The sequence below is a fragment of the Rhizobium aouanii genome (assembly GCF_037002925.1).
In the GTDB taxonomy this organism is placed as follows: domain Bacteria; phylum Pseudomonadota; class Alphaproteobacteria; order Rhizobiales; family Rhizobiaceae; genus Rhizobium; species Rhizobium aouanii.
On record NZ_JBAMYD010000010.1, the window covers coordinates 207,804 to 228,669 of the forward strand.

21 protein-coding genes and 1 pseudogene are annotated in these 20,866 nt (G+C 60.5%); 9 read left to right on the top strand and 13 right to left on the bottom strand.

What is annotated here, in order from left to right; genetic code table 11:
* Window positions 1-98: 98 nt before the first annotated feature.
* Window positions 99-1,553 carry a hypothetical protein gene (locus V8P77_RS19125; protein ID WP_335913799.1) on the bottom strand — a complete coding sequence of 485 codons (1,455 nt, stop codon included), beginning with the start codon at window positions 1,551-1,553 and terminating at the stop codon, window positions 99-101.
* 493 nt (window positions 1,554-2,046) lie between these two features.
* Window positions 2,047-3,270: an argininosuccinate synthase gene (locus V8P77_RS19130; protein WP_335913800.1), complete on the bottom strand. Its 1,224-nt coding sequence runs from the start codon at window positions 3,268-3,270 to the stop codon at window positions 2,047-2,049.
* Between the two features lie 176 nt (window positions 3,271-3,446).
* Here V8P77_RS19130 and V8P77_RS19135 point away from each other — a divergent pair, with 176 nt between their 5' ends.
* The 3 genes from V8P77_RS19135 (at window position 3,447) to V8P77_RS19145 (ending at window position 5,711) form a co-directional block, all read left to right on the top strand.
* The gene (locus V8P77_RS19135; protein WP_335913801.1) at window positions 3,447-4,298 is read left to right on the top strand and encodes an SDR family NAD(P)-dependent oxidoreductase; all 852 of its coding nucleotides are present in this window, start codon (window positions 3,447-3,449) and stop codon (window positions 4,296-4,298) included.
* Between the two features lie 85 nt (window positions 4,299-4,383).
* On the top strand, window positions 4,384-5,025 hold the full coding sequence (locus V8P77_RS19140) for a LysE family translocator (protein WP_335913802.1): 642 nt from the start codon (window positions 4,384-4,386) through the stop codon (window positions 5,023-5,025).
* A gap of 338 nt (window positions 5,026-5,363) precedes the next feature.
* The gene (locus V8P77_RS19145) at window positions 5,364-5,711 is read left to right on the top strand and encodes a hypothetical protein (protein WP_335913803.1); all 348 of its coding nucleotides are present in this window, start codon (window positions 5,364-5,366) and stop codon (window positions 5,709-5,711) included.
* Between the two features lie 73 nt (window positions 5,712-5,784).
* On the opposite strand, the gene V8P77_RS19150 is transcribed toward V8P77_RS19145, so the two are convergent.
* The 5 genes from V8P77_RS19150 to V8P77_RS19170 all read right to left on the bottom strand — a co-directional run bounded on the left by V8P77_RS19150 (window position 5,785) and on the right by V8P77_RS19170 (window position 10,712).
* On the bottom strand, window positions 5,785-6,579 hold the full coding sequence (locus V8P77_RS19150; protein WP_003543634.1) for an ABC transporter ATP-binding protein: 795 nt from the start codon (window positions 6,577-6,579) through the stop codon (window positions 5,785-5,787).
* Window positions 6,576-7,454 (bottom strand): ABC transporter permease, encoded by an 879-nt coding sequence (locus tag V8P77_RS19155; protein WP_017989717.1) that lies wholly within the window; start codon window positions 7,452-7,454, stop codon window positions 6,576-6,578. Before V8P77_RS19155 ends, V8P77_RS19150 begins: the two co-directional genes overlap by 4 nt.
* Window positions 7,455-7,679: 225 nt before the next feature.
* Window positions 7,680-8,633: an ABC transporter substrate-binding protein gene (locus V8P77_RS19160; protein ID WP_335913804.1), complete on the bottom strand. Its 954-nt coding sequence runs from the start codon at window positions 8,631-8,633 to the stop codon at window positions 7,680-7,682.
* 92 nt (window positions 8,634-8,725) lie between these two features.
* Complete coding sequence (gene rlmN / locus V8P77_RS19165) at window positions 8,726-9,952, bottom strand: dual-specificity RNA methyltransferase RlmN (protein ID WP_335913805.1); 1,227 nt, start codon at window positions 9,950-9,952, stop codon at window positions 8,726-8,728.
* A gap of 250 nt (window positions 9,953-10,202) precedes the next feature.
* Complete coding sequence (locus tag V8P77_RS19170; RefSeq protein ID WP_017962430.1) at window positions 10,203-10,712, bottom strand: invasion associated locus B family protein; 510 nt, start codon at window positions 10,710-10,712, stop codon at window positions 10,203-10,205.
* A gap of 336 nt (window positions 10,713-11,048) precedes the next feature.
* Between V8P77_RS19170 and V8P77_RS19175 the strand changes: the two genes are divergently transcribed.
* Window positions 11,049-11,609 (top strand): sigma-70 family RNA polymerase sigma factor, encoded by a 561-nt coding sequence (locus V8P77_RS19175; protein WP_335913806.1) that lies wholly within the window; start codon window positions 11,049-11,051, stop codon window positions 11,607-11,609.
* Window positions 11,610-11,696: 87 nt separating this feature from the next.
* On the opposite strand, the gene V8P77_RS19180 is transcribed toward V8P77_RS19175, so the two are convergent.
* Together V8P77_RS19180 and V8P77_RS19185 are read right to left on the bottom strand one after the other, a co-directional pair.
* Entirely contained in the window at window positions 11,697-12,089 is a 393-nt protein-coding gene (locus tag V8P77_RS19180) for a YkvA family protein (RefSeq protein ID WP_335913807.1), read from the bottom strand.
* Window positions 12,090-12,169: 80 nt separating this feature from the next.
* Window positions 12,170-12,475 carry a 4a-hydroxytetrahydrobiopterin dehydratase gene (locus tag V8P77_RS19185; RefSeq protein ID WP_335913808.1) on the bottom strand — a complete coding sequence of 102 codons (306 nt, stop codon included), beginning with the start codon at window positions 12,473-12,475 and terminating at the stop codon, window positions 12,170-12,172.
* Between the two features lie 33 nt (window positions 12,476-12,508).
* On the opposite strand from V8P77_RS19185, the pseudogene V8P77_RS19190 reads away from it, so the two are divergent.
* Window positions 12,509-13,108 (top strand): annotated as a pseudogene (locus V8P77_RS19190) (low molecular weight protein-tyrosine-phosphatase).
* Here V8P77_RS19190 and thpR read toward each other — a convergent pair.
* Window positions 13,015-13,608 (bottom strand): RNA 2',3'-cyclic phosphodiesterase, encoded by a 594-nt coding sequence (gene thpR, locus V8P77_RS19195; protein ID WP_003543644.1) that lies wholly within the window; start codon window positions 13,606-13,608, stop codon window positions 13,015-13,017. The pseudogene V8P77_RS19190 and the gene thpR overlap by 94 nt on opposite strands.
* A 68-nt stretch (window positions 13,609-13,676) precedes the next feature.
* Window positions 13,677-14,321: an arylesterase gene (locus V8P77_RS19200; protein WP_335913809.1), complete on the bottom strand. Its 645-nt coding sequence runs from the start codon at window positions 14,319-14,321 to the stop codon at window positions 13,677-13,679.
* Window positions 14,322-14,393: 72 nt separating this feature from the next.
* On the opposite strand from V8P77_RS19200, the gene V8P77_RS19205 reads away from it, so the two are divergent.
* The 4 genes from V8P77_RS19205 (at window position 14,394) to V8P77_RS19220 (ending at window position 19,218) form a co-directional block, all read left to right on the top strand.
* Window positions 14,394-15,101, top strand: coding sequence for an ABC transporter ATP-binding protein (locus V8P77_RS19205; protein ID WP_335913810.1), 708 nt, complete (start codon window positions 14,394-14,396; stop codon window positions 15,099-15,101).
* The gene (locus tag V8P77_RS19210) at window positions 15,098-17,641 is read left to right on the top strand and encodes an ABC transporter permease (protein ID WP_335913811.1); all 2,544 of its coding nucleotides are present in this window, start codon (window positions 15,098-15,100) and stop codon (window positions 17,639-17,641) included. Before V8P77_RS19205 ends, V8P77_RS19210 begins: the two co-directional genes overlap by 4 nt.
* A 180-nt stretch (window positions 17,642-17,821) precedes the next feature.
* On the top strand, window positions 17,822-18,550 hold the full coding sequence (locus V8P77_RS19215; protein WP_335913812.1) for a Bax inhibitor-1/YccA family protein: 729 nt from the start codon (window positions 17,822-17,824) through the stop codon (window positions 18,548-18,550).
* A 110-nt stretch (window positions 18,551-18,660) separates the two neighbouring features.
* The gene (locus V8P77_RS19220; RefSeq protein ID WP_335913813.1) at window positions 18,661-19,218 is read left to right on the top strand and encodes a GNAT family N-acetyltransferase; all 558 of its coding nucleotides are present in this window, start codon (window positions 18,661-18,663) and stop codon (window positions 19,216-19,218) included.
* A gap of 6 nt (window positions 19,219-19,224) precedes the next feature.
* Here the strand turns inward: V8P77_RS19220 and V8P77_RS19225 are convergent, their stop codons facing one another.
* Both V8P77_RS19225 and V8P77_RS19230 read right to left on the bottom strand, forming a co-directional pair.
* Entirely contained in the window at window positions 19,225-19,626 is a 402-nt protein-coding gene (locus V8P77_RS19225; RefSeq protein ID WP_020052035.1) for a DUF2794 domain-containing protein, read from the bottom strand.
* Between the two features lie 370 nt (window positions 19,627-19,996).
* Window positions 19,997-20,737: a DUF1223 domain-containing protein gene (locus V8P77_RS19230; RefSeq protein ID WP_335913814.1), complete on the bottom strand. Its 741-nt coding sequence runs from the start codon at window positions 20,735-20,737 to the stop codon at window positions 19,997-19,999.
* Between the last annotated feature and the right edge of the window lie 129 nt (window positions 20,738-20,866).

Genomic DNA, 20,866 nt, shown 5'->3' on the forward strand with positions numbered 1-20,866 from the left:
TGTGAGGATGTCCCGTTTCGCGCCCTCATCTCGGTTGTTGATTTCAACTCTACCATTTCCCGAAAGCAGACATCCTCCACTAGGATAAGTACAGAAACTCACCCGTTTTCCGTCCTCTCAAGATGATCAAGAAGGGCTTTCAAGAATTCTTCTTCGTCCATTTTCGCTTCCGCCGCCCAGCGGTTTGCGACTTCGTTAGGATCGCCAAGAGCGGCTAGGTTAGGCTGGCCATCCACATGCGGTAACTCGCTGAGCTTTTTTGCCAGCAGCGCTGTGGACTCCTCCAGACTTTTCCTCACGAACGCGTTCATGTCCTGCGCCGCACGCGGCTGTCCACGCCGCCGCAGCGACGCGGCAATGCGCTTTTCAAGCTGTTCTCGCCATGTTCGCACCGTGCCAGATCGCTGGTCAAGGAAATCGCTCGTGTCGTTCTTAGTTAGCGTTACCTGAGGGCTGAGTTGCAACAGGAACGAGGGAACGCCCTCAATAGACGGATTCACGATTTCAAGTCGCCTGTCAGGCGTGAATTCCAGCCATTCCCGAATGATAGCGTTGATGTGCAGGTCACCGAACCCGTAGCCGATGCAGATCAGGTTCGTCACGAAGTTCAGGTTCGTTTGAAAATGCTTTAGCATGCTCTTAGGCAGAACCTGCTGGCTGCGCACGCTGAATTTATACGCACCGGATAGAAGGCTTCTGCGGAGAAACTGCATCTCTCCTGCCTCGTCAGCATAGGCGATTTCGTTCGTCGCCTTCGCTTTCCCGTTGGGAGCGCCCGGAAGCGGGTGGACTAGGTCTTCATTGGCGGCCCGCAAAGCCTCGATATAGCCGTAGGTATCCGACCCTTCCGGGAGCAGTTTGAGTAGGTCTTTGCCATCGTTGAAGGTGAAGATGTCAAGTGCCCCATGAATTTTCATGAGATAGATGCCCGACTGCAATGGATTGGGATAAAACATTGCCTTGTTGTCGAGTTGATCCTGCGTCAACGTTTCCGCGTGTATTTCCCCGATCTTTTGACCCATAGAGTTGCGGCGCGGCAGCCGGATGATTTTCGTGCTGAAGCCCGTATGGAGCGGGATCGAGAGCCGAGCAGCGATCGTCTCGACCACTACATCGTGATTAAGGGAGAAGACCCATAACGGCGTGGAAACATCGGTCAACGCACGAATGCCGTCGAAGCGCGGGAGGTGTTTGTCGAGAAATGCACGATTGTTGATCTGACGATAATACAAAATGTAGTAGACCATCTCGATCAGCCACGAATAGAATCCATGGTACTCTTGGCGCAGCGTGTTGTTGAAACGCATAAACTGGGTTTCGAGATATCCAAGAAGGGCCTCATAGTGCATTTCCGGCCGGGCTAGGATCGAGACGAAGTCTTCGATCACGGCCTTGGACGGCCCCGTTCCTTGCGCACGCCAGCCTGCACTGAAATCCCGTAGTTTTTCAGGCGTCAGCCAGTTCTTGATCTCGCTGGTGAGTTCCCAAACGAGCGGCATACCGGCTTCGTACGAAGCTCCGGCACCTAGAAATAATCCTGTTATCGGTTTCATTCGCACTTGATAGCATAATTGCCATTAGGGCATACGAGCCTATGCACTCCTTGAGCGCATCGCGAGGGCCAAGGTCTATTGATATCGGACGAGGAGCCGACCCCGGCCCAATCGCGATCCCGTCGCGGGGCAGCGAGCGGCCCGAGATTCTGCAAGGGTCATTTCAAGACCTCCGCCCTCGGCGGATTGATAGTCAGCTATTGCTTCTGCCGACAGCAGCAGTTGCCTGTCCGCTCGCGACCCAAATCGGTTACTTATTCAAGCCAGGCCAATGTCGGCTTCTGACCCCTTAGCGACGTTCCCACTGAGCGATGGCAAGGCCTCCAAATATCCGCCAAAGACTTAGCTCCTGCATGACTGAATGTCTGCTTCTTGGTGTAATCCAGCCATCCAGAACGCTCTAAGAGTTTGGTGGCGTTTGCCACCTCACTCCACAAAAAAGCCCGCGCGGCGATGCCGGCGGGCTCATATCCGGTTCGAAGCGGAACCGTGATTACTTCACGAGGTTTCGCTTGGCGAGCGTGCGCAGGCGCAGCGCATTGAGCTTGATGAAGCCGGCTGCATCCTTCTGGTCGTAGGCGCCCTGATCGTCCTCGAAGGTGACGAGCTTGTCGGAATAGAGCGACTTGTCGCTTTCGCGGCCGATGACCATGACATTGCCCTTGTAGAGCTTCAGCGTCACTTCGCCTTCGACATGCTCCTGGCTCTTGTCGATCAGCGCCTGCAGCATCTCGCGCTCCGGTGAGAACCAGAAGCCGTAATAGATCAGCTCGGCGTAGCGCGGCATGATCTCGTCCTTGAGATGGGCGGCACCGCGGTCGAGCGTGATCGATTCGATGGCGCGGTGCGCCGTGAGCAGGATCGTGCCGCCTGGAGTTTCGTAGACACCGCGCGACTTCATGCCGACGAAGCGGTTCTCGACCAGGTCGAGACGGCCGATGCCGTTGTCGCGGCCGTAATTGTTGAGTGTCGCGAGCAGCGTCGCCGGGCTCATGCGCACGCCATTGATCGAAACCGCATCACCCTTTTCGAAGCCGACCTTGATGGTCGTTGCCGTGTCAGGGGCTGCCTCAGGCGAAATGGTGCGCATATGCACATATTCAGGCGCCTCCTGGGAGGGGTCTTCGAGAACCTTGCCTTCGGAAGAGGAATGCAGAAGATTGGCGTCGACGGAGAACGGCGCCTCGCCCTTCTTGTCCTTAGCAACAGGGATCTGATGCTGTTCGGCAAAAGCCAGCAGATCGGTGCGGCTCTTGAACGCCCAGTCGCGCCACGGCGCGATGATCTTGATGTCCGGGTTCAGGGCATAGGCGGAGAGTTCGAAACGGACTTGGTCGTTGCCCTTGCCGGTCGCGCCGTGGGCGATCGCATCGGCGCCGGTCTTCTTGGCGATATCGATCAGATGCTTGGAAATCAACGGACGGGCGATCGAGGTGCCGAGCAGGTAGACGCCCTCATAGACGGCATTGGCACGGAACATCGGGAAGACGAAATCGCGCACGAATTCTTCGCGCACATCCTCGATATAGATCTCCTTGATGCCGAGCATCTCGGCCTTCTTGCGCGCCGGCTCCAGCTCTTCGCCCTGGCCGAGATCGGCGGTGAAGGTGACGACTTCGGCGCCGAGTTCCGTCTGCAGCCACTTCAGGATGATCGAGGTGTCGAGGCCGCCGGAATAGGCGAGAACGACTTTCTTCACGTCTTTGTATGATGCCATGATGATGAGGTCCGTTGCATAAAAGGCCGGCAAAACCCGGTGTCGCGGCACTTTTAGCGAGATTGGCGCGTGACGCAAGGCCAAGTGCGACGCTGATGGTGCCGATAGCGTTTGACAGGGCGAAAGCTGAGCCCATATTCGCCAACGTCCGCAAATGCTCGAGGAGAGGCTGCCCCGTGACGAATATTCAAGACATTTTCAAGACATCCAATGTTGCCGTCATCACCGGCGGCGCCTCCGGCATCGGTCTTGCCGCGGCGAAATATTTCGCCGGACGCGGCATGAGCGTCGCCATTGCCGATCTCGGCGGCGATCGGCTGGCCGACGCCGCCAACGAACTCAAGGCCATTGCCGGCGAGGAAAATGTGATGGCGGTCGAGACCGACGTCGCCAGCAGAGACTCGCTGGAAGCGCTCGAGCGCGCGGTGCTCCAGCGTTTCGGCCGCGTGCACGTGCTGATGAACAATGCCGGCATCGGCCCGGAAACATCGATCTTCAGCCCGCAGGCGAACTGGGACAATATCTTGGCCGTCAACCTGATGGGCGTGATCAACGGCACGCGCACCTTCGGCCCGAAGATGCTGTCGCATGGCGAGCCGGGCCTGATCATCAACACCGGCTCCAAGCAGGGTATCACCACGCCACCCGGCAACCCCGCCTACAATATCTCCAAGGCTGGTGTGAAAGTCTTCACCGAAGCGCTGGAGCACGAGCTTCGCAACATCGAAGACGGAAAGATCTCCGCCCATCTTCTGATCCCCGGCTTCGTCTTCACCGGCCTCACCAAGGGCGACCGCGCCGAAAAACCGGCCGCGGCCTGGACGCCGGAACAGACCGTCGATTTCATGGTCGAGAGCCTCGAACGCGGCGACTTCTATATCCTCTGCCCCGACAATGACGTGGCGCGTCCGGTCGACGAGCGACGCATGCTTTGGGCAGCCGGCGATATTGTCGAGAACCGCCCGCCGCTGTCGCGCTGGCACAAGGACTACGCCGACAGCTTCAAGGCCTTCCTCGACCAGAAGTAATCGGCGCCATCAGAAGGTTTGATTGGTAATTTTCTGAAAGCCGGGTAAGAGATCCGCAGATCCTTTCCAGCCTTCAGAGTGTGTCATGGATTTCCTGCCCAGCCTGCCGACCCTTCTGGCCTTTGCCGCCGCGACGCTGCTGCTCGCGGCGACCCCGGGCCCCGATATGACGCTGTCGATCAGCCGCGCGCTGGCCCAGGGCAAGAAGGCCGCTCTCTTCGTTGTCGTCGGCACCAGCCTCGGCATCGTCGTCCACACTATGCTGGTCGCTTTTGGCATTTCGGCGCTGATCACCGCCTCGCCGACCGCCTTCCTGATCCTGAAGACCGGCGGTGCCGCCTATCTGCTCTGGCTGGCGGTGCAGGCGATCCGCTTCGGCTCGAAGCTCACCGTCGCCAAGGTCGAGGAGCAGAAGGGCACCGCCCTTTCGAACATCTCGTCGGGCTTCTGGGTCAATCTTCTGAACCCCAAGGTCATCATCTTCTTCATGACCTTCCTGCCGCAATTCGTCAGCGCCGGCGATCCCGCCGTCACCCAAAAGCTGCTTTTCCTCGGCTTCTGCTTCATCCTGATCGGCATGCCGGTCAACGCCAGCGTCATCTTTGCCGCCGACTGGCTGGCCTCATGGCTGCAGAACAACAAGAAAGTGCTGCGCGGCATGGATTACACCTTCGCCGGCGTCTTCTCGGTCTTCGCCGCGAAGATCCTGCTCACCCAGGCGAGGTAAGCCCGAGGTTGCGCAGCAATCCCGCGGTTGCGCAGCAATCCCGCGGTTGCGCAGCAATCCGCCGCGGTCAGCTTATCGATCCGCCCGCGGTCGGTTGATCGATCCGCCCGTGGTCGTGAAACGATCCGCCGCCAACGACACCAATATTCGCGAGACGCCACGCCGGAGCAGGCAGTGACCGCGAATTTCGTCGTCTTCCAAAATTATTCCATGCCTTTCGCGCGATTACTTGTGATCAACATATGATCGTAAGTCGGCAATTGTGGCTAGGCCACGCCACCTTCGCTGCCCACATATCCTTTACGGCTCACGAAGAGCGACCTTGAAAGGATAAGTCCATGTTTACGTTCCGCAATATCATAACAGCAGGAGTTGTTGCGCTGACGTTTGCCGCCACCTCCCTTACAGCGACAACACCTGCCTTAGCGCATGGCGGCGGAGACCATGGCGGTGGCGGCTTCTCGCGTGACGGCGGCCACTTCGACGGTGGTGCGCATATGGGCGGCGGCAATTTCGCCGATCGCGGCTTCGGAGAGCATCATTTCGGCGGACACCGCGACGGCCGTTTCGCTTTCCATGATAGAAATCGTCTGTTCTTCGGCGATGACGACTATGACCCGGAACAGTGCCAGCCGGAATGGCTCAACCAGTACGGCCATCGCGTGCTGGTGGAAGTCTGCTCTTGATGACGGTCCCACCGGCCTCTGAGGAGTCGTGAAACGATCAGCTGCCCGCTAGCCGATCAGCCCGCTGTCGGCGCTAACCGATCAGCAACGCATCATCATCCAGCGTCTGGCCGCGCATCTTGCGGAACATCGCGATCAGATCCTCGACCTGCAACGTCTTGCGGCTGTCGCCGGCGACATCGAGCACGATCTCGCCGCCATGCAGCATCACCGTCCGGTGGCCATAATCGAGCGCCTGGCGCATCGAATGCGTCACCATCAGCGTCGTCAGCTTGCGCTCGGAAACGATCTTCTGGGTCAGGCCCATGATGAATTCCGCCATGCCGGGGTCAAGCGCCGCTGTATGTTCGTCGAGCAGCAGCACCTCCGAGCCCGCCAGCGTCGCCATGACAAGCGAGACCGCCTGCCGCTGGCCGCCGGAGAGCAGGTCCATGCGGTCCTTCATGCGGTTCTCCAGCCCGAGATTGAGCTCGGCGATCCTCTCGCGAAAATGGTCGCGCCGTTTTGCCCCAAGCGCCGAAACAAGCCCGCGCCGTTCGCCGCGGCGTGCCGCAAGCGCCAGGTTCTCCTCGATCGACAAGGCACCGCAGCTTCCGGTCAGCGGGTCCTGGAAGACACGGGCGACGAGCCCGGCGCGCGCCGCCGTCGTCTTGCGGGTGACGTCGGCATTGCCGATCAGCACCTGTCCTTCGCTGGCCAGCACATCGCCGGCGAGCACGCCGAGCAGCGTCGATTTGCCGGCGCCGTTCGAGCCGATGACGGTCACGAAGGAGCCTTCCTCGATCGTCAGGCTGACACCCGAGAGCGCCTGCTTCTGCAGCGGCGTGCCGCGCCCGAAAACGACCTTGATGTTCTTGAGGTTGATCACGACGCGGCACCTCCGCGCAAACGGGGAAGGATGAGCGCCACGGTCACCAGCACGGCCGTCACGAAATTGAGGTCGGACGCCTGCAGGCCGATGACGTCGCTGGAAAGCGCCAGCTGGATCGCGATGCGATAGAGGATCGAGCCGAGCACGCATCCAACAAGCGCGATCAGCAGACCACGCCGCCCGAGCAGCGTCTCGCCGATGATAACGGCAGCGAGCCCGACGACGATCGTACCGACGCCCGAGGTGACGTCGGCAAAGCCGTTCGTCTGGGCAAACAGCGCACCGCCGAGCGCCACCAGCGCATTGGAGATCGCCATGCCGAGATAGATCTGCCGGCTGGTATCGACGCCCTGGGCCCGCGCCATCCTTGCATTGGCGCCGGTCGCCCGCATTGCCAGCCCGGCATCGCTTTCCAGGAAACGCCAGACCAGGATGAGCGCGATGACGACCAGAACACCGACAAAGAGCGGCCGCACGTAGAAATCGCGAAGGCCATGGCCGAAGAACGGGCTGATCATCGTGTCGGCATTGATAAGCGCGACATTGGGTTTGCCCATCACGCGCAGATTGACGGAAAACAGCGCGATCATCGTCAGGATCGAGGCGAGCAAATTGAGGATCTTGAAGCGCACGTTGAGCAGCGCCGTCACCATGCCCGCGGCGGCACCGGCCGCCATGGCGATCAGCGCTGCAAGCCAGGCATTGACGCCGGCAATGATCAGCACGGCCGTCACCGCCGCGCCAAGCGGAAAGGAGCCATCGACCGTCAGGTCGGGGAAATCCAGAACACGGAAGGCGAGATAGACCCCAAGGGCGACGAAGGAATAGACCAGTCCGAGTTCGACGGCCCCCCAAAATGCGATTTGGCTCAAGGCTTTCAGCCCCTTTTTATGTCCGTTCCGCCCGTCGCGAAACGAAGCCTTTTAATACAAACAACCGCTCCCGTGCAAACGAGAGCGGCTGAATACGACGAAGGCGTTACAGCATGTCGCGCAAAAGTGTGCAGCGGTTTTGCGCCAAAGACATGCGGAAACAAAGATCTAAAGCGCGGCAAGCGAATCTGAAAGATCGCGACGCGCTTTAGAAGTACCGGCCGACTATTCGATGACTTTGGTAGCGCGGGAAAGCACGCTCTGCGGCAGCGTGACCCCCATTTTCTCGGCCGCCGCCTTGTTGACGACGAGGTCGCTGCCGACGGCAGTCTTGACCGCGATGTCGCCCGGGTTCTCGCCCTTCAATACACGCACGACGATCTCGCCGGTCTGCTTGCCGACATCATAATAGTTGAAGCCGAGGGCGGCGATCGAGCCGCGCGAAACCGAATCCGTATCGGCGGTAAAGAGCGGCAGTTTGCTCTCCTCGGCAACCGCGACGGCGCCTTCGAGCGCGGAGATGATCGTGTTGTCGGTCGGAATGTAGATCGCATCGGCGCGGCCGACGAGCGCACGCGCCGCACCCTGAACCTCGGCGGACTTGGTGGCGGCCGATTCGACGACCTTCAGGCCGGCCTTTTCGGCTTCAACCTTCAACACGGCGAGCAGCGAAACGGAATTTGCCTCGCCGGAATTGTAGAGATAGCCGAGGGTTTTCACATCGGGCAGGATTTCCTTGATCAGCGCAAGATGCTCGGCGACCGGCGACATATCGGAGAGGCCGGTGACATTGCCGCCGGGCTTGTCCATGTTCTTGACGAGCTGGGCGCCGAGCGGATCGGACACGGCCGTGAAGACGACAGGAATGTCGCGCGTCGAGGAAACGACGGCCTGGGCCGAGGGTGTCGAGATCGGCACGATGACATTGGGCTCGTCGCCGGCGAACTGGCGGGCAATCTGGGCTGCCGTCGCCGGATTGCCCTGCGCCGATTCGAACACGAATTTCAGGTTCTCGCCTTCCTTGTAACCCGCAGCCGTCAGCGCGTCGAGAACGCCCTTACGCGCCGCATCCAGCGCCGGATGTTCGACGATCGCGGTCACGGCGACGGTGACGTCATCGGCCTTTGCGGGCAGGGAAAGGGCCAAACTGGCGGCAAGAGCGAGTAAAATCGGGCGCATGGGGATCCTCCTGAATGATTTTGGGGCACTTTTAGGAAAAGCGCCCCCTGAAATCAATCGCGGAGAATTGTAGCGAGGATCAAACTTGCTGATCAGTCGTCGGCGCCATGATTGGCGATCATCATCGCTTCGAAGGCCAGACGTTCGGTCTTGCGCATGCGTTCCGATTCCGATTTTAGCTGGCCGCAGGCGGCAAGAATATCGCGGCCGCGCGGCGTGCGGATCGGCGAGGCATAACCTGCCGAATTGATGAAGTCGGCAAATTTCTCGATCTGCTCCCAGTCGGAACACTGATAATTGGTGCCGGGCCAGGGATTGAACGGAATGAGGTTGATCTTCGCCGGCACGCCCTTCAGGAGCTTGATCAGCCCCTTGGCGTCTTCCAGGCTGTCGTTGACATCCTTCAGCATCACATATTCGAAGGTGATGCGCCGCGCGTTCGAAAGGCCTGGATAGGACCGGCAGGCCTCGATCAGCTCCTTCAGGGGATACTTCTTGTTGATCGGCACCAGAAGGTCGCGCAGATCGTCGCGCACCGCATGCAGCGAAATCGCCAGCATGACGCCGATTTCCTCGCCGGTGCGGAAGATCTCCGGCACGACGCCGGAGGTGGAAAGCGTCACGCGGCGCCTGGACAGCGACAGGCCGTCACCATCCGTGGCGATCAGCAATGCCTGCTTGACGGCATCGAAGTTATAGAGCGGCTCACCCATGCCCATCATGACGATGTTGCTGACCTTGCGGCCCTCGGCAGGCATGATCGTACCCTGCGGCGCTTCACGGTCCGGGAAATCCCCAAGCCGGTCGCGGGCAAGCAGCAGCTGCGAAAGAATTTCCTCCGCCGTCAGGTTGCGCACCAGACGCTGTGTCCCGGTATGACAGAAGGAACAGGTGAGCGTGCAGCCGACCTGGCTGGAAAGACAGAGCGTGCCGCGGCCCTCTTCCGGAATGTAGACGGCCTCGATCTCGACGGGACGCCCGGCGCCCCGCGGCGGAAAGCGCAGCAGCCATTTGCGCGTGCCGTCGTTGGAGACCTGCTCCTCGACGATCTCGGGACGTTCGATGGTGAAATGCTGCTTCAGCATCTCCCGCATGTCCTTGGCAACATTCGTCATATGGTCGAAGTCGGAGACCCCGCGCACATAGATCCAGTTCCAGAGCTGCGAGACGCGCATCTTGATCTGCTTCTCAGCCACACCCTTTTCCCGGAGTGCCGCCCCCATCTCCTCGCGCGACATGCCGATCAACGACGGCTTCTCGAGGCTGGCGGATGTACGCGCCTGCGGCTTGGTGACAACGATCGCATCCATGACGGACATAGGCATTCATCCCGAATTCAAACATGTGGCTGTTCCTCGCAACCCCGCGGACTTCAGCGGTAAGCCGGAAGACCTGCGGGCGCATGACAGCACATCGGCAGAAGTTGAATGGCGGAACGGCGACTGAAATCGCGATCTGTCCGCTGTTGGCGCCGGCTTTAGCATCATTTTGCCCGCGCGTCACCATAGATGGAAACGGCATGGGCCGGCGCAAGGCCGGCCCATGAAATTCTTCGGCCTAAAGGACCGCTTACTTGCAGGTTTCGATCTGCTTCAGCGCAGCCGAGATACCCGAGAGCGAATAGCTGTAGGAGGTGCCGGTGCCTTTGCGCGAAACGGCATTCACCGTCATCGAATGGCCAGTCTTCATGGCGGCGACGAGGGCCGGCTCCTGGGCAGCATTCTCGACCCAGCCGGCCTTGTCCTTGGTGAACATCACGAAGGTCTTGTTGTCGATGACGACGTTGATCTTCGAATTTTCCTTGACCGTGTAGCCCATCATCGCCTGCGGCTCGTAGGAGATGTTCTGGCCCGGACGCTGAGAGACGATGAAGAAATTGTCGCCATGGTCGACGCTTGCCGGCTGCTTTGCCGTGGGAACGGACAGCACGTAGCAGACGGTGCTGTTGCCCGACTTGTAGGAGTAGGCGCCCCATGCCTGGAACTGCTGGATGCGGTTCGGCGCGGCCTGCTGCGCTGTCGCAACTCCGGCCATAACAAGGGTGAGTGCGAGAGCGGATACGATACTTTTTACAAACATGGATTCCTGCCGGTTCTTGCGATTCAAGGCCCGAAGCGATCATAGCGGGCGCCGCATAATCACGATCTGCTTTATTTTGACTTAATTCAGGTTACCAAATGGTCAACAATAGCTGCGATTTGTATCTGCCTGTGTCATTTCAGCTCGGGTGTCAATTTTCGTCCCTTTAACGGTATCGGCCGCGACACCGTGCCCCAATGGCACCGGCCGTCCGTTCGGCTGAATTTAAGACACAAAGATTCAGGCAAGAGTTTGACCTTTCCCAAATCCGTTGTACCTCAGTAAGACTTGGAAATCCGGGACGAAATTATTGCCGCAGGGGGCTGGTGAGGGGATATGGATGCCGAGGAAAGACAGCGTTTCGCTGCCCTCGCGAAGGCCGTCGCGAACGATCGCGACCAGCAGGCCTTTTCCATCCTGTTCGACTATTTCGCACCCCGCCTGAAGGCCTGGCTGATGCGCCAGAGGATGACATCAGGTGAGGCCGAGGAACTGGTCCAGGAGATCATGATCGTGCTCTGGCACAAGGCAGAGCTCTACGATGCCACGCGATCTTCCCTCTCGACCTGGCTTTTCCGCATTGCCCGCAACCGCCGCATCGACATGCAGCGCCGCGCCAACACCCGCATCTTCGATGAGACCGATCCGGCTCTGCAGCCGCCGGCCGATATCGGCGCGGAAGAAATCATCGCCAATGACGATCGCGACGCCAAGATACGCGCCGCCGTCGGCCAATTGCCGGAGGAACAGCGCGACATGCTGCGCGCCGCCTTCTTCCTCGGTCAATCGCATTCGGAGATCGCCGAAGCGACCGGTCTCCCGCTCGGCACGATAAAATCGCGTATCCGGCTTGCCTTCGGCAAGCTTCGCAAGGTGCTGGAACGCGAAATCGCCTGATGCAATCTTGCCCAAAAGGACGCAGCGCTTTGGGGATGACGACACGCATGAAACAAGCTGTCGCATCCTGGTTGGACGCGACACGCGTTAAATCGTCTTCATTGCTTCTTCCGGCCGATCGGCGAGAACGCGGTCGGCCGCTTCGTAGTGGGCCGGCCGGATGTGACCGCGCACCATCGCGAAGGCCGCCGAAAGTACGGCGATGTCGTCGGAAAAGCCGATGACGGCAAAAATATCCGGGATCATGTCGACCGGCATGACGAAATAGGCGAGTGCTGCAAGCAGCACGCCGCGCACCTTCGTCGGCGTGTGCGGATCGAGCGCGCAATAGAAACCGGCGACGACATCGCGCGAGAACGGGATCTGCCGCACCGCCCGCCGGAAAGTCGGCCAGAATTTCTGCCTTACGGTTTTCTCGCGCCGGCTCTGGGTATCCTCGTCGCCCGGCAACAGGATTTCCCCGAATTTGACCTCGTCCATCCCTGCATCCCTTTCGTCCAAGCGAACATATGGTGATGGCGCCCAGTCTTTCAATCGGCCCCTTTCAATCGGCCCAGCTTTCAAACAACACGGCGCGCCGCAGCCTTCTCCATGGCTTTGGCGAGCTTGAAATCCAGCTCCGTCAGCCCGCCGGCATCATGCGTGTTCAGCGTCACATCCACCCTGGAATAGACATTGAACCATTCGGGATGGTGGTTGAGCTTCTCGGCCGCAAGCGCTGCCTCCGTCATGAAGCCGAAAGCCTCGATGAAATTTGCGAATTTGAACGTCTTCGATATCGAAGAACCCGCATCATTGAGCGCCCAGTCTGCAAGCTCGGCCAGTTCCGCCTCAACCGCCGTCCGTTCCAGTCTTTCCATTTTCATGCCATGCTCCTCTTCTCTGTCGACAGGTTACCGATGAAACGCATCAGCATCCTCTTCGTTTGCATGGGCAATATATGCCGTTCTCCGCTCGCGCAGGGAATTTTTGGCCATCTCGTTGCCGAGGCAGGCTTGACCGGCGATTTTACGATCGCTTCCGCCGGCACCGGCGGCTGGCATGAAGGCGAGCCGCCCGACCGGCGTTCGATCGCCACTGCGAAAAGCCACGGCATCGACATATCGGGGCAGCGCGCCCGCCGCGTCCAGCCACTGCATAATTCCTTAAATCGGAATCGGTTTAAGGAATTATGCAGCAATTGAAAGTGTTACAGCGTCCTTTGCGCGTCTAAAAAGACGCGCGGCGCTGTAAGAGATTTCAGGGATTTCGATCTGATCCTCGCCATGGACCGTGACAACCTGACGGCGCTTAGCAAGAGCGCGCCGCCTGGGGCGAACATCCGTCTCTTTGGTGATATCGCGCTGGGAACGGGAGAGGATATTCCCGATCCCTATTATGGCGGCCCAGGCGGCTTCGAGCTGGTTTATACCAGGCTCTTGACCGGCTGCTGCAGGCTGCTCGAAACGCTGGGCGTCGAGCGCGCCTCGTGCAGCGGGAATACTTCTTCGGTGAGGTAAGGCCCGCCGCCGACCGATTCGCGCGACGAAAGCAGCACGAAGCGCGGTGCGGTGAAGGTTGCGGTGTGGAAGTTGCCGCGCCCCGCCAGATATTGCACGACATCATCAAGCCGCGAGGATTTGAGCCGCGCCAGCGTCACATGCGGCATGAATTTGCGGGGATCCGGCGGCAGGCCGATGCGCTGGCAGATGCGCTCGATCTCGCCCTGCAGGGCATACATCTCAGGCGATTGCGAGACGCCCGCCCAGACCGAATGCGGTTTCTTCGAGCCAAACGAACCGATGCCTTCGAGCCGGAACTGGAATTCCGGCCGGTCGATCCGGTCGAGACGTTCAACGATTTCATCGGCCGTCCGGCCATCGACATCACCGATGAAGCGCAGAGTGATGTGGTAATTCTCCACATCGATCCATCGTGCTCCGGGGAGGCCACCGCGCAGCAATGAAAGACTCATCGCCGCATTGCGCGGAATTTCGAGGGCGGTAAACAGTCTCGGCATCACGAGCACTCCCCGAATCTTTTGCAGGTGCTCACACGGAATCATGCAATCAACAACCGCGCAAGCCCCTAATTCTTCACAGAAGAAATCGCTTCGACGAAATTTGTGACAGCAGGCTCCATCTTTTCGACCATGACGTCGATCCCTCTTGCATTTGGATGCATGCCGTCGTCGAGCTTCAGCCCCGCCTCCAGCGCAACGCCGTCGAGGAAGAAGGCGTAGAGTGGAAGCCCATGTTTTTCCGAGAGTTTCTGGTAGATCGGGTTGAATCGTGCGGCATAATCCGCCCCCATGTTCGGCGGCGCCATCATGCCGGCGAGCAGTACGGCAATGCCGCGCTCCTTTAGCCGGGTAATCATCTGGTCGAGATTCTTCTCGCTCTCTTCCGGCGGGATACCCCGCAGCGCATCATTGGCGCCAAGCTCGAGAATGACGCCATCAGTGCCGTCGGGTACCGACCAGTCGATGCGCGCAAGACCCCCTGCCGTCGTGTCGCCGGAGACCCCGGCATTGGCGATAGTGACGTCGAGGCCCTTCGCCTTCAGGGCCGCCTGCAGCTTTTCCGGAAAGCCGTCGCCGGGCGGCAGCTGATAACCCGCCATCAAACTGTCCCCAAAACCGACGAGATTGATCGTCCGGGCATTGGCTGCAGTGGCAAAGATCAGCGAGACGGCGATGACGGTGAATTGAAGGGCGGCAACTTTAAATCTCATCCTGGTTTCCCTAGATTGGCGAGGTGCCGTTATGCGGCCTTTCGATTACCGACTTATATAGGGCGATTTCTGTTGGCAAAAACCATTATCGAGTTAAAGGGCGCCGATCTGACCCTTGGCAGCGCAGCCGCCTCCGTCCATGTGCTGAAGGGCATCGATCTCGATATCGATGCCGGCGAATCCGTCGGCATCGTCGGCCCTTCCGGTTCCGGCAAATCCACCCTGCTGATGGTGCTTGCCGGGCTGGAGAAGCTCGATAGCGGTGAGATCAACATCAATGACACGCCGCTCCATAGTCTCAGCGAGGACCAGGTCGCCGATTTCCGCGGCCGCAACATCGGCATCGTCTTCCAGTCCTTCCACCTGATCGCCAACATGACGGCGCTGGAAAACGTCGCCGTGCCGCTCGAGCTCGCCAATGTCGGCAACGCTTTCGAGATCGCCCATCGCGAGCTGAAATCGGTCGGCCTCGGTGAACGGCTGAACCACTATCCCGGCCAGCTTTCCGGCGGCGAACAGCAGCGCGTGGCGATCGCCAGGGCGCTCGCCCCCTCGCCCACCCTGCTGATCGCCGACGAGCCGACGGGGAATCTCGACACCGAGACCGGCCGCCAGATCGCCGATCTTCTGTTCTCCAAGCAGGCGGAGCGTGGCACGACCCTGCTTCTCGTCACCCATGACGTCTCGCTTGCAAACCGCTGCTCGCGCCAGATTCGCGTCCGCTCCGGCCGGATCGAAGGCGACAGCGCCGCCCGCCGCAGCGAAGCGGCGATCGCATGAGGATCATCACGCCACGCGTTTCGCTCGCTTTTCGCCTGGCGCTGCGCGAGTTGCGCGGCGGCATCCGCGGCTTCTACATCTTCCTTGCCTGCATTGCGCTCGGCACCGGCGCGATTGCCGCCGTCAATTCCGTTTCGCAGTCGATCACCGACACGATCGCCTCGCAGGGGCAGGAACTGCTGGCCGGCGACGTCCGCTTCGAACTCAACAACCGGGAAGCCACGCCTCAGGAAATCGGTTTCCTCGAAGGCCTCGGGACCGTTTCGGTGTCGACAGGCCTGCGCTCGATGGCCCGCAAACCTGACGGTTCCGATCAAGCGCTGGTCGAGGTCAAGGCCGTTGACGACGCCTACCCGCTCTACGGCAAGTTCGTGGCCGAGCCGGACTATCCGCTTTCGGGACTGCTTTCGGGCCAAGGCGGCACCTATGGTGCGGTCGCAGCGCCCCTCGTTCTCGATCGGCTCGGGCTTGCGGTCGGCGACGAATTGCTGCTCGGCAACGTCAAGCTCAGCATCACCGGCACGGTGAAAACCGAGCCGGATGCACTGTCGGAAGGTTTTGGCTTTGCGCCGCGTCTGCTCGTCAGCCGCCAGGCGCTCCAAGCCTCCGGACTGATCCAGACCGGGAGCCTGGTCGAACATGCCTACAAGATTCGGCTGGACGACAAGGGCACGATGTCGGGCATCCAGGCGCGCGCCTCCAAGGAGTTCCCCTCCGCCGGCTGGGCGATCCGCACAAGCGACCGCGCCGCGCCCTCGCTCACCGAAAACATCACCCGCTTCTCGCAGTTCCTGACGCTTGTGGGCTTGACCGCGCTGATCGTCGGTGGCGTCGGTGTCGCCAATGCCGTGCGCGCCTTCCTCGATTCCAAACGCACCACCATCGCCACCTTCAAATGTCTCGGCGCGCCGGCGCAGGTCGTCGTTCTGATCTATCTCTTCCAGATCGCCATCATCGCCCTCGGCGGCATCCTGATCGGCCTCGTCATCGGCGCCCTGTCGCCGATGCTTGCCGCGCAGTTCCTGGCGCAATTCCTGCCGGTCTCGACGGCGCCAGCCCTCTATCCCGGCGCGCTGCTGCTCGCCGCGCTCTTCGGCATTCTGACGACGCTCGCCTTCGCCATCCTGCCCCTCGGCCATGCCCGCGAAGTGCCGGCGACCGCACTCTTCCGGGAGCAGGGCTTCGAGGCCCGCCACCTGCCCTCCTGGCCCTACATCCTGCTTGCCGGCCTGTTCATGGCCGCCCTTGCCGGGCTTGCCATTCTCACCGCCTATGACCGCTTTATCGCCGTCGTCTTCGTCGGCGCGATCGTCTTTGCCTTCGTCGTCCTGCGCCTCGTCGCCGCGCTGATCGCCTGGCTCGCGCGTCGCAGCCCGCGCGTCAATTCGCCGGCATTGCGGCTTGCGATCGGCAACATCCACCGCCCCGGCGCACTGACGCCCTCGGTCGTGCTCTCGCTCGGCCTTGGGCTGGCATTGCTGGTGACGCTGACCCTGATCGACGGCAACCTCCGCCAGCAGCTGACCGGCCGCATGAACGAGGGTGCACCTAACTTCTTCTTCGTCGATATCCAGAGCGCCGAGGTCGGCGCCTTCCGCGATCTCGTCCAGGGCCAGGCGCCGCAGGGCAAACTCGTCGAAGTGCCGATGTTGCGCGGCCGGATCATCGCCTTCAACGGCGAGGACGTCAGCAAGATGAACGTGCCGGCGGCCGGCCGCTGGGTGCTGAACGGCGATCGTGGCATCACCTATGCCGAAACCCTGCCGGAGAACGCTGCCCTCACCGAAGGCAAATGGTGGGACAAGGATTACAGCGGCGAGCCGCTCGTCTCCTTCTCCTCGGAAGAGGCGCATGAGCTCGGCCTCAAGCTCGGCGATACGGTGACCGTCAACGTGCTCGGCCGCAACATCACGGCGAAGATCGCCAATCTGCGCCGCGTCGAGTGGGAATCGCTGTCGATCAATTTCGTCATGGTCTTCTCGCCGAATACCTTCCGCGGCGCCCCGCATGCGTGGCTGGCGACGCTGACCGATCCCTCTTCGACACCGGCCGAAGATGCGGCGATCCTGAAATCCGTCACCAATACCTATCCGACGATCACCAGTGTGCGCGTCAAGGACGCGATCGATATCGTCAACCAGCTGGTCGCACAGCTTGCGACCGCGATCCGCGCCGCAGCCTCCGTCGCCCTCATCGCCTCGATCCTCGTTCTTGCCGGGGCGCTTGCCGCCGGAAACAGGGCGCGCACCCACGACGCAGTGGTCTTGAAAACGCTCGGCGCCACGCGCGCCATGTTGATCCGCGCCTTCAGCTACGAATATCTGATCCTCGGGCTCGCGACCGCAATCTTCGCGCTGATCGCCGGCGGCGCCGCCGCCTGGTTCATCGTCGCCCGCATCATGCGCCTGCCCTCGGCGTTTCTCCCTGACGTGGCGGGACTGACGCTCTTGACCGCGCTCGTCCTCACCGTCGGCATCGGCCTTATCGGCACCTGGCGCATCCTCGGGCAGAAGGCAGCCCCCGTCTTGCGCGAGCTTTGACCGGGCAGCGGCACCCAAACCCTTCACCTTACGGCGATTTAACCGACGGAGCCTTTGCAAGCCTCTTGTTTGCAAAGGGCGAAAGCCTCATATTATCCGCAGGCATGCTGGAGCTCCGCAGCGGCGCCCGGGTCGAAAACCCCGACACCGTATCTCCATCGGAGCTTGTAAGAGGAAACTATGGCTGATCTTCGTAACTATCAAAGCCGCGCTCAGACCGGCGAGATGATTGATCAAGGCCTGCGCGCTTATATGCTCAAGGTCTACAACCTGATGGCGCTGGGTCTGGCGATCACCGGTGTGGCCGCATATCTGTCGTTCCAATTCGCCTTCGCCAATGGTGAGCTGACCGCTTTCGGTCAGGCGATCTATGTGAGCCCGCTGAAGTGGGTGGTCATTCTGGCGCCGCTGGCTCTGGTGTTCTTCCTGAGCTTCCGGATCAATAGCATGACGGTGGCCGCCGCCCAGACGACCTTTGCGGTCTATGCCGCGCTCGTCGGCCTGTCGCTCTCGTCGATCTTCCTGATCTACACGGGTCAGAGCGTCGTTCAGACCTTCTTCGTCACCGCCGCCTCCTTCGGCGCGCTGTCGCTTTACGGCTACACGACGAAGCGTGACCTGTCGGCGATGGGCTCGTTCCTGATGATGGGTCTGTTCGGCCTGATCATCGCTATGCTGGTCAACGTCTTCCTGGCGTCGTCCGCCGTGCAGTTCGCCATCTCGGTACTCGGCGTCCTGATCTTCGCAGGTCTCACGGCCTACGATACGCAACGGATCAAGGAATTGTACCTGGAAGCCGATGACGTCGCCGTGGCCGGCCGCAAGGCGATCATGGGTGCGCTGACGCTCTATCTCGACTTCATCAACCTCTTCATGTTCCTGCTGCAGTTCATGGGCAACCGTAAATAAGCAGGGCAGGCTGAGATCGAAAAGGCGGCTTCGGCCGCCTTTTTTGTTGCGCAGGCTTCCACGGAATGGTTTTAAAAAAACCTTGCCGCCCTTATGGATATGCTGCTGAAATGTCCTTTGTCCTGCGCGATGCCTCGAACGCCGATATTCCCGCCATTGCCGATATCTATCGCGAATCGGTCCTGAACGGCGTCGCGAGCTATGAGATCGTCCCGCCCTCCGAGGCCGAGATGGCGCTGCGTTTTTCAGCGATCGTCGGCCAGCAATATCCCTATATCGCAGCCATCGGCACGGACGGGACGCTTCTCGGCTACGCCTATGCCTCGGCCTTCCGCACGCGTCCCGCCTATCGCTGGCTGGTCGAGGATTCGATCTATCTGGCGCCTGAAGCCCGTGGCCGCGGCATCGGCAAGGCGCTGCTCGCCGAACTGGTCATCCGTTGCACCACCCTCGGCTTTCGGCAGATGGCGGCCGTCATCGGCGGCGCCAGCCCCGCATCGATCGCGCTCCATCGCACGGCCGGCTTCGAGGAGGTCGGACTGATGAAGGGCACCGGTTACAAGCACGGCCGCTGGCTGGATACGATGTTCATGCAGCGCGCCCTCGGTGACGGCATGAGCACTGATCCGGACCCGTCGACCTATCCCGGCGTGCTGTTTAACGGCTGATATGGCTTACTTGTCGACGAGCTTCAGGGCCTTGTCGAAGACCTTCAGCACCTGGTTCAGCTCGTGACCGCGCTTCAGGATGGTGCCGTTGACGCTGATCACGGAATAGGCGCCCTGCTTGGCGGCGAGCTTCGGGTTTTTCTCGATGCGGAAGAGCGGCATTTCGCCGGAACGCTTGAAAACGGAAAAGACCGCCCTGTCCTTCAGGTGATCGATGGCGTAGTCGCGCCATTCACCATCACCGACCATGCGGCCGTAGATCCAGAGGATCGCGTCCAGTTCGCGCCGGTGGAAGGTCACCGGAAGCGGGTCCTTGCTTTGTTTGTATTCCCTGAGATCGACGACGACTGAGGAACTATTGTCGACGGATCGGCTTTCGCCGTGTCGCAAATCCGGCTGATCTGTCATCAGTCTCCCGAGGCCTCCGCTTGTGACAGGAGGGTGACAGTTTGCCCGAGCTGCCGCAAATTGCAAGAGTGCCAGCCGTCACATTCGACCGCACTACAGCGCCGCGCGTCTCTCGTGCAAGGACGCTGCAGCACTTTGAGTCAGTGCACCATGCCTCCTGAAAGTTGGGGCCGATTTTCGCGCTGGACAGGTCAACGCTTTCTCGGCAGCGCCGCATTTCAGTCAAAACAGCGCCTCATTTGCAGGAGATTTATGAATTCCGGTTTGGCGCCAGCGCGCCAAAGGGCCCGGCGGAGCGTATCGACCTTAACCCCAGCCCCGAATACGCTCGGCCGGGCCGCCCGGCACCTCATCCGGACTGGATGGAATCTCAGATATTTTTGCCAGCCATCACCACGGTCGCGCCAAGGATCGCAGCCGGATCGCCGTCTGCGGTTGCCGATTGCAGCAGGATGGCGCAGCCCTCGAGCTGCGGCCGCTGCAGGACGCTGGCCGGCAGTGTCAGACTGGTTGCTTTGCCGTCCCACATGCCGACGGTTTCGACATTGGTGACGCTGTGCAGATAGGAAATCTTCTTGCCGCTGTTCTCGCCCTTTTCGACATCGATCGTCTTTTCCTTGTCGAAATAGACCATCACGACATTGGCTTTGCCCTGTCCGGCACCGATCTTGATTTCCAGTTCGTCGCCGCGCATCGCGGCACTGATGGGAATAGTCAGCCCGTTGCCTTCGCTGCTGTAGGTGTCGATCTTGCCGTTGATGCCATTCAGATCGGCGCCGGCCAAATGGTCGCGTCCGTTGACGATGGCTTGCGGCGTGTAGACGTTGCTGCGGCCCATCGTCTTGGCATAACCATACTGCCGCTCGGTATTTTCCTTGGAGCTCAGCGTATCGGCCCAGCCGAGATAGTTCCAGTAATCGACATGATAGGCGAGCGCGATGACATCGCCCTGGTTCACCAGCTTGCGGAAAGCGGCATCAGCGGGAGGACAGGAAGAGCAGCCCTGCGACGTGAAGAGTTCGACGACACCTTTCGGCGTGCCGTCTTCGGCCTGCAGCGGGCCTGAGAGAACAACGCCGGCGATCAGCGGAATCAAAAAACGGGGGGACATTCACCTGCACCTCTTTTTCAGCGCCGACGGCATGTTTGAACCGGGGCCCTGACATGAACGTACGAATAATCCTTCTGGGTCTAAACGAAAAGTCACGAACGGGTGAGACGTAGCTCGACAGGAACTTGC

Excerpts from the sequence above, each read along its gene's own strand:
- V8P77_RS19125 (WP_335913799.1), bottom strand. The coding sequence starts at position 1,553 with ATGAAACCGATAACAGGATTATTTCTAGGTGCCGGAGCTTCGTACGAA.
- V8P77_RS19130 (WP_335913800.1), bottom strand. The coding sequence starts at position 3,270 with ATGGCATCATACAAAGACGTGAAGAAAGTCGTTCTCGCCTATTCCGGC.
- V8P77_RS19140 (WP_335913802.1), top strand. The coding sequence starts at position 4,384 with ATGGATTTCCTGCCCAGCCTGCCGACCCTTCTGGCCTTTGCCGCCGCG.
- V8P77_RS19145 (WP_335913803.1), top strand. The coding sequence starts at position 5,364 with ATGTTTACGTTCCGCAATATCATAACAGCAGGAGTTGTTGCGCTGACG.
- V8P77_RS19160 (WP_335913804.1), bottom strand. The coding sequence starts at position 8,633 with ATGCGCCCGATTTTACTCGCTCTTGCCGCCAGTTTGGCCCTTTCCCTG.
- rlmN (WP_335913805.1), bottom strand. The coding sequence starts at position 9,952 with ATGTCCGTCATGGATGCGATCGTTGTCACCAAGCCGCAGGCGCGTACA.
- V8P77_RS19170 (WP_017962430.1), bottom strand. The coding sequence starts at position 10,712 with ATGTTTGTAAAAAGTATCGTATCCGCTCTCGCACTCACCCTTGTTATG.
- V8P77_RS19175 (WP_335913806.1), top strand. The coding sequence starts at position 11,049 with ATGGATGCCGAGGAAAGACAGCGTTTCGCTGCCCTCGCGAAGGCCGTC.
- V8P77_RS19180 (WP_335913807.1), bottom strand. The coding sequence starts at position 12,089 with ATGGACGAGGTCAAATTCGGGGAAATCCTGTTGCCGGGCGACGAGGAT.
- V8P77_RS19185 (WP_335913808.1), bottom strand. The coding sequence starts at position 12,475 with ATGAAAATGGAAAGACTGGAACGGACGGCGGTTGAGGCGGAACTGGCC.
- thpR (WP_003543644.1), bottom strand. The coding sequence starts at position 13,608 with ATGCCGAGACTGTTTACCGCCCTCGAAATTCCGCGCAATGCGGCGATG.
- V8P77_RS19200 (WP_335913809.1), bottom strand. The coding sequence starts at position 14,321 with ATGAGATTTAAAGTTGCCGCCCTTCAATTCACCGTCATCGCCGTCTCG.
- V8P77_RS19210 (WP_335913811.1), top strand. The coding sequence starts at position 15,098 with ATGAGGATCATCACGCCACGCGTTTCGCTCGCTTTTCGCCTGGCGCTG.
- V8P77_RS19215 (WP_335913812.1), top strand. The coding sequence starts at position 17,822 with ATGGCTGATCTTCGTAACTATCAAAGCCGCGCTCAGACCGGCGAGATG.
- V8P77_RS19220 (WP_335913813.1), top strand. The coding sequence starts at position 18,661 with ATGTCCTTTGTCCTGCGCGATGCCTCGAACGCCGATATTCCCGCCATT.
- V8P77_RS19225 (WP_020052035.1), bottom strand. The coding sequence starts at position 19,626 with ATGACAGATCAGCCGGATTTGCGACACGGCGAAAGCCGATCCGTCGAC.
- V8P77_RS19230 (WP_335913814.1), bottom strand. The coding sequence starts at position 20,737 with ATGTCCCCCCGTTTTTTGATTCCGCTGATCGCCGGCGTTGTTCTCTCA.